Origin of the sequence: Ectothiorhodospira sp. PHS-1, from assembly GCF_000225005.1 — a bacterium.
Classification (GTDB): domain Bacteria; phylum Pseudomonadota; class Gammaproteobacteria; order Ectothiorhodospirales; family Ectothiorhodospiraceae; genus Ectothiorhodospira.
Genome location: NZ_AGBG01000053.1, coordinates 1 through 6385, shown reverse-complemented (window position 1 = coordinate 6385; position 6385 = coordinate 1). Strand labels below are relative to the sequence as shown.

Genomic DNA, 6385 nt, shown 5'->3' with positions numbered 1-6385 from the left:
TATTATATGGGTGATCCTGGGGTGGCCGTGAATGATCTTGCCGCGGCATTTGCCGATTCATTGAGGCTTGCCCATGGTGTCGTGAGGCCTGGTCGGCCGACCGTGTACTCCATTGTGCGCGATGAGATGTTTTTTCTCCCCGCCTTCCTGAATTACTACCGGTCCTTGGGGGTAAGGCAGTTCCTGTTTTTTGATGATCAGTCACGGGATGGAACATTTGAGTTTCTGGCCGAACAGCCCGACTGCTGTATTCTTGTCAGTGACAAGCTTTATGGCGACGATGTCGAGCTGCCTGCGGACCCTGTATCGGGCAAGGTACGGAGGCGAAGATTCGGTGTATTGCTCAAATCCATCATCCCCCATCATTTTCTGGGCGACGGATTCGCCATCTATGCGGATGCCGACGAATTTCTGCTGTTGCCGGAGCGCTTCACGGACGTGTCCGATTTCTTCCGTGTGCTGGACGAGGCCGATATTCGTGTTGTGTCTGCTTCTCTGTTGGAGATGTATCCGGCAACCCTTGAAGATATGCGCAGGGGCATCCATCCCGCCTCACTTCAGGACTTGGTGGAGAGTTATCCGTATTTCGATGACCGATGCCTGCTGACTCTCCGGCCCGCGGCCCAGCCTGCTCTGGAATATAAAGGGGCTTCCTGGCGTTTGTTTCGGCAGCATGGTGTATGCAAACGCCACTGGATCAACCGGCATGTTCCGGCGGCCATGATCCGTGTACTGGGGTTTCCAACGCCATCCACCGCCTGCGTGAAAACACCGATCCTCCGTTGGGGGGCGGGCGTCTACCTCGATGGCTCACACCGAGCCAGCCAGGCCCCGTCCGAGGAAATCCTGCTCACCATGCTGCACTTCAAGTTCACGGCAGACTTGCAGCGAAAAATGGATTTTGCCCTGACTTCCAGGGCATACGCGGGCGGTAGTCGCATCTATCGGTATTATGACTGTCTGTTTCGTCGTCTGGGTTCCGGGGGGGGGGCTTTCTGAACGATATTTCAAGGCGATTCACGGGTATTGATTCACTATATGGCAGCCATTTGATGGTTGATCGGTTAGAGTATTGAGATGATGCACGTCGTATTTTTGACAGCCAAGCCCGTGCATGTGGTCTTCTCGGCCATGCTGGCCAGTCACTTCGGCAGGCATGTCAATTCACATCTGCTTCAGGCTTCTCGATACGAGGGGTTCAATGCTCTGGCAACCTTGGTGCCGGGGTTTGAGTCGCGGGTGGCGTTCCATACGCCAGGCTATGGTGTCCGGGCCGGCAGGAAGTTTCGTGAACGCAATGCTCGGGATATGGGCTTGATCATCAAGCACCTGGACGGGATTCGACCTGACGTTCTCTTCATGTTCTCCATCAGTAAACCGTTGAACCGTGAAGTGTCGGATCATGTCAGGCGAGCTTTCGGGACAAAAGTGATATTTCTTGAGGTGTCCAACAGCATCCATACGACCCTGTCATCCCCGCGTTTGAGTCCCTTGAGGCGCCTGTTTCGACTGTCGCCGCCTCTGGCAAGACTCGATGCCTGCATGGTTCGCAGACCTGAAAAAATGCCGGCCTGGTTTACTTCAAAATGCCATGTATCGAGTCTGCCTCCCGGTATTTTTCGAAAAAGTGTGGCAGACACTATCTTGAACGCATGGGGACAGGGTGGGTATTCAGCGCGGGACGTGATGCCCAACAAAGTTATCCTTTATCTGGGGTCCGCCCCAGGCAGAAAGAATCATGCCGCGGTCATGTCCGCGGAATCGGAATGCCTTCGGGAACTGGCATCCTGTTGCGAGAACATGAATGCAACCCTAGTATTGAAGCCTCATCCACGTCTCACGGATGAATTGCCGTTGCCGACTGAATCTCAGTCCTTCAAATTACATGAAGATGCCGCTTTGCCGGGAGAACTTCTTCCGGGTTTATATGATATTGCCGGTGTCGTGACCATCGATTCGAGTGCGGCTCAGAACCTGAATTTCCTGTATGGCATTCCTGCCGCCTACGTCTATCCCATGTTTGAGGTGGAAGGCCTTTATTTGCCTTCATTCAAGCATGAGGTGCTGATTCAATCCTCATCGGATCTGAAATATTTTGCAAGGGATTGCCTTTCGGTGGTTCCCCCGGGCGATCATGTCGCGCCGGCGGATTCATCCGGCACCTGCAAAGGCTGGCTGCGGGATATTGGGCTTGCCTGATCGACCTTGCGTGCAACAGATGAACTTGAAAATAAGGTGGTGATTGAATATGTCAATTGATATGAAGCAATGGCTTGCTCCGCCAGCCGCCTTCATTTTGAGGAATATTCCATCCCATCGCTACCGTAAACGGTTTGCCAGGAAAGTGGGTCCCTATTTGCAAGGTGCGGCGGCCATGACGGCTTATGGCTTTCCGATGATTGTTCGCTGGCACGATAATGCGAATCGCATCGGCTTTGAAGGAAGTTATGGGGTGGTGGAAGACTTCATAAAGTCGTTGCCGGGTCATGCCTTGTTTATAGATATTGGTGCCAATCAGGGGTGTACCAGCATATTGGCGGAAAAAACACTTAAGATGCGTGGCGGGGGCATGGTAATGGCCTATGAGCCATCACCGGCAACATTCAATCTTTTGCAAGAAAATATTGCATTGAATGAGTGTTCATGTATTCACTCTTTTAGGCAGGCCGTTTCTTCAAGGCGAGGTGAATTATATCTTGATGCGGGTAAGCAAGGTAATTCAGGAGCGGCATTCGTCTCGGCGGCGGGTGAGCGGATATTGGCGGGTCCGATTGTTCTGGACGATATTGAAAGGTTTGGTCATTTCAAGGAAATCCATGTCAAGATTGATACTGAAGGCTATGAGCTCGAAGTGCTCAGGGGTATCCAGGAACTCCTGGTTGCCGGGCGAGTGAAAAAGCTGGTTGTGGAGGTGAACGACATGCATCTACAACGGTTTGGAGCCGACTCAGCATCACTCTATGAATTTCTTGAGCAGTTCGGCTATCTTCCCAGCATGGGGCTTCAGTCCGGACATTATGATGAAGTGTTCTTCAGATCATGAGAAAAATATGATTTCGGTAGTGATTCCCACCTGTGATCGATCGACAAATTTTCTGTACAAGGCCGTGACATCGGCATTGACGCAGACGCTCAAGCCCATCGAAGTGATTGTGGTGGACAATGGTATTCGGGATGCGGATTCCGCCGCCCTGCCCGAAGGTGTCAAGCGGTTTCGCTTGCCTCCACGCATTGGTGCATCCAGAGCCCGTAATTTTGGTGCTGCCATGGCGCAAGGATCACACGTGGCATTTTTGGATGACGATGACTGGTGGGATGCTGATTTTCTGCGTGAGGCATGGGCTGTTTTACAGGCCGAAGGAACACGCTGTGTCTATGGGCGCAAGGATGTGCTACGTCATGAGGTGCCGCAGCCTTACAAATGTCCTTCACCGCAGGGCATGACCATCCCCCGTATATTGCGGCGCAATCCAGGCACCGGAGGTCAAAATCTTCTGATTGAGAAGGCCTTGTTTTTCAGTATCGGTGGATTTGATGAGGCGCTGAAAATGTCCGAGGACAAGGCACTTGCGCTGGAAGTCCTGCTGGCCGGTGAGAGGATTTCAGTGGCGCCAAGGGCTATTGTGGTTCTGCGTCATCATGATGGAGAGAGGTTGCGTAATACGCCTTTCCATAAGCTGGGGTTTTTATGGAAGTATCGCAACCTGTATGGGCCGCTGGGCGGGCTACGTGCAATTGTGCGCATCACTCATAAGACTTTGCGTTCACTTTTTTTGCTCTTCTCGATAAGGCATTGAAGAGTTAATGAAGTAGAAGGCAATGCTGATGCCCAGCAGTATTGTCAAGGGTGCCCTGACATACATTTGCCAGAGCTTGGATTCTCCCATCAGCCAGATGCCAGAGAATATTAACCCGGCAATCAAATAGCTACGCTGCTGCATATTGAATGGGTCCAGCCTGAAAATAGCTCGCAACCCGCTTAGGCAGTTTTTGCAGTTTGCGAAGATGAGACAGCACTTTCTGTTTCAATTGATCCTTGTTTCGCGCTGGCGGACCTTTGTGAACGCCTGCTTTCAGGTCACAGTTCAGATATTCATCAGGATTCAACTCAGGAGAATACGGTGGTAGATAAAAGACTTCTATCTCAGCCGTATGATCGCTTAGCCATACTTTGACCTTGCGCGCATGATGAACTTTGAGATTGTCCAGAATCAGGAATATCTTGCACCCACTTCCCCTGATCAGGCGTCTCATGAAATCGATCAGCAAATCCGCATTCATGTTGTCTTCATAAAAAGATGGGAAGAGGGACAGGCACTCTTGATTGTTTTGGTGGGGTATTGGCGGTGGTTCGCATTATGTCCCGTTATGACAACAGGGGTTCACCCCCGGGTCCGGGCCGATTCTCAGGCCCCAAACCGCCTTCAGCCCCCGATTCTCCCCGATCTCAACCTCGGCCCTGAACACCACCCACGGTTTCACCTCGGCATGACCACCGCAGGGGAGCACTTGGGCAGGGAAAGAAGGCCGTGTCAGGCTGTGGATTGTCGTCGCTGTGGCTGGTACCTGGCCTCAAACCGCGTACTCTGATCCAGCCACTGATCTGGGGTGAACCCCAGCCGTTGCAGGATCGGCGGCAGGGTGTTGGCAATGGCGCCCTTCTTCCGGGGGTCGATGGCCCGCCCGGTGTAGTCCACCAGGGCCAGGTAATCCTCGAAGGCAAAGGGGATGCCGGGCTGTTCCCGGTCAGCGAATGCGCCCTCGAAATGCAGCAATGGTTTCACCGGGCCATCGAACCGCAGCAGGGCCTCTAACTGCATATGTTCACGCACGGCCTGGGCCAGGTCGAATCGCGGGGTGATCCGCTCCCGGATGCTGGTGTGCTCCGAAGCCTCCGGCGTGGCCGCCATCCCGGCCCGCACCGGGTTGAGATCCACATAGGCCATGCAACTGAGCAGCGCCGCCTCGGTGCGCAGGGCCTGGGACTTGAACCGCGCCTCCCAGAAGTGCCCGGTACAGCCGTCCTCCTGATTGGCCTGCCGGGCGATGGGTTCGTTGAGGCACTTCATGAACCAGCTCAGGCTGGCCAGCCGTTGCCGGTAGCACCGGGCGAACTCCGCCACCTGATTCAGCGCGTAGCTTTCCTGCGGGTCTCCGGCCAGATACCGCTGGACCAGCAGTGGTCCCTTGAACAGGCAGCTCCAGCGCCGCAGTACCTCGTCATCCGTCCAGCCATCGGTCTGGGCGGGGTCCAGCTTGACCACCACATGATAATGGTTGGACATGACCGCATAGGCGGCGATGTCCACGGCGAACAGGGAGGCCAGCAGCCGGATCCGGTCCTCGATCCATTGCCGCCGGTGCTCAAAGCTCTTGCCGGTGGCCTGATCCTGTCCACACAGAAAGGTGCGCCGCACACAGCGTGAGACGACGTGGTAGTAGGGCGTGTCGGTGATGGAGATCTGCTGGCAGCGTGGGCGCGGCATGGGTCCGTCCAAGGCTTCCCGACCAGGTCCATGGCCGGGGTGTGGGCAGGTTACTGCACGGAGGCATCGTTCTGGACATCGCTCCCAGAACGGGCCCAGCAGTTCACTGCATGGGCGGTGTGTCCTTGAAAACATCCTCGATGCGGTCGGCGGTGAGCAGACGGGCCGACCAAGTCTTGATCTGGGGTTCGTCAGCCTTTTCGATAGACTCCTGATAGGCCTTGGGGGCTTGTGACCCAAATTTTTGCTCTAGCAGCCAGGCTAGCATCTGGGCCTCGCCTTTGTGCACGCCTTTCTGGATCCCCCTAGCTTCGCCACGATCCATCCATTCCTGAGCCAGCGACATGGTAAGTGCCTCCACGAGATGGGGTTTGGCCATGGCCACCCCTTGCTTGAATTCATCTTCGGTCATTGTGTGGACCCGGACGATGTAAATCAATATCTGCCGGGTGAGGGGGTGTTCATCGGGTAAATCCCGCAGTAACCGGGCCAGTTGCTCGGGTTGAAAGTGTGTGACGAAGGCCCATGCCAGGGCCGCCAGTCCTGCCCGCAGCAGAGGGTGGTTGGAGAAGTCCTCATAGGCCGGTGCATTGCTGCTGAGGTCTTTGACCGCGTAGTCGCCATCGCGTTGCAGTTCAAGCAGATCCTCGTCGGCGTCGATGCAGTCGATCAGCCGGGTGGGCACATCCCAGGGTTTCCGGCCATGGTAGACGTGATCTCTCTCTCTAGGGGACACCCACTTTTTATTGCCCCAGCGAACAGCGGCAGGTCGTGGCATTCGACGTGGAAATGTCCTGAGCCTGCCTCCGTGGGAGCCGGCCTGCCGGCGAGGCGCTGCGAGAAGGCCAGGTGCCCACCGCCTTCACGGGCAAGGCCCGCGACCACAGAGGACGTATGTA

General features: G+C 55.1%; 7 protein-coding genes. 4 read left to right on the top strand and 3 right to left on the bottom strand.

What is annotated here, in order from left to right; genetic code table 11:
- From ECTPHS_RS13280 to ECTPHS_RS14410, 4 genes are all read left to right on the top strand, one after another.
- The coding region (locus ECTPHS_RS13280; RefSeq protein ID WP_008933276.1) for a glycosyltransferase family 2 protein at positions 1–999 on the top strand (999 nt) is incomplete at its 5' end.
- A 78-nt stretch (positions 1000–1077) separates the two neighbouring features.
- Complete coding sequence (locus tag ECTPHS_RS14665) at positions 1078–2199, top strand: hypothetical protein (protein ID WP_141565363.1); 1122 nt, start codon at positions 1078–1080, stop codon at positions 2197–2199.
- A gap of 49 nt (positions 2200–2248) precedes the next feature.
- Positions 2249–3043, top strand: coding sequence for an FkbM family methyltransferase (locus ECTPHS_RS14415; protein WP_083838876.1), 795 nt, complete (start codon positions 2249–2251; stop codon positions 3041–3043).
- 7 nt (positions 3044–3050) lie between these two features.
- Entirely contained in the window at positions 3051–3797 is a 747-nt protein-coding gene (locus ECTPHS_RS14410) for a glycosyltransferase family 2 protein (RefSeq protein ID WP_168044676.1), read from the top strand.
- Positions 3798–3927: 130 nt separating this feature from the next.
- Here ECTPHS_RS14410 and ECTPHS_RS14405 read toward each other — a convergent pair whose 3' ends face one another.
- The 3 genes from ECTPHS_RS14405 to ECTPHS_RS13260 form a co-directional block, all read right to left on the bottom strand.
- Positions 3928–4314 carry a transposase gene (locus ECTPHS_RS14405; RefSeq protein WP_256364693.1) on the bottom strand — a complete coding sequence of 129 codons (387 nt, stop codon included), beginning with the start codon at positions 4312–4314 and terminating at the stop codon, positions 3928–3930.
- 218 nt (positions 4315–4532) lie between these two features.
- Complete coding sequence (locus tag ECTPHS_RS13265; protein ID WP_008933271.1) at positions 4533–5486, bottom strand: transposase; 954 nt, start codon at positions 5484–5486, stop codon at positions 4533–4535.
- A gap of 103 nt (positions 5487–5589) precedes the next feature.
- On the bottom strand, positions 5590–6171 hold the full coding sequence (locus tag ECTPHS_RS13260) for a hypothetical protein (RefSeq protein WP_008933270.1): 582 nt from the start codon (positions 6169–6171) through the stop codon (positions 5590–5592).
- Positions 6172–6385: the final 214 nt, after the last annotated feature.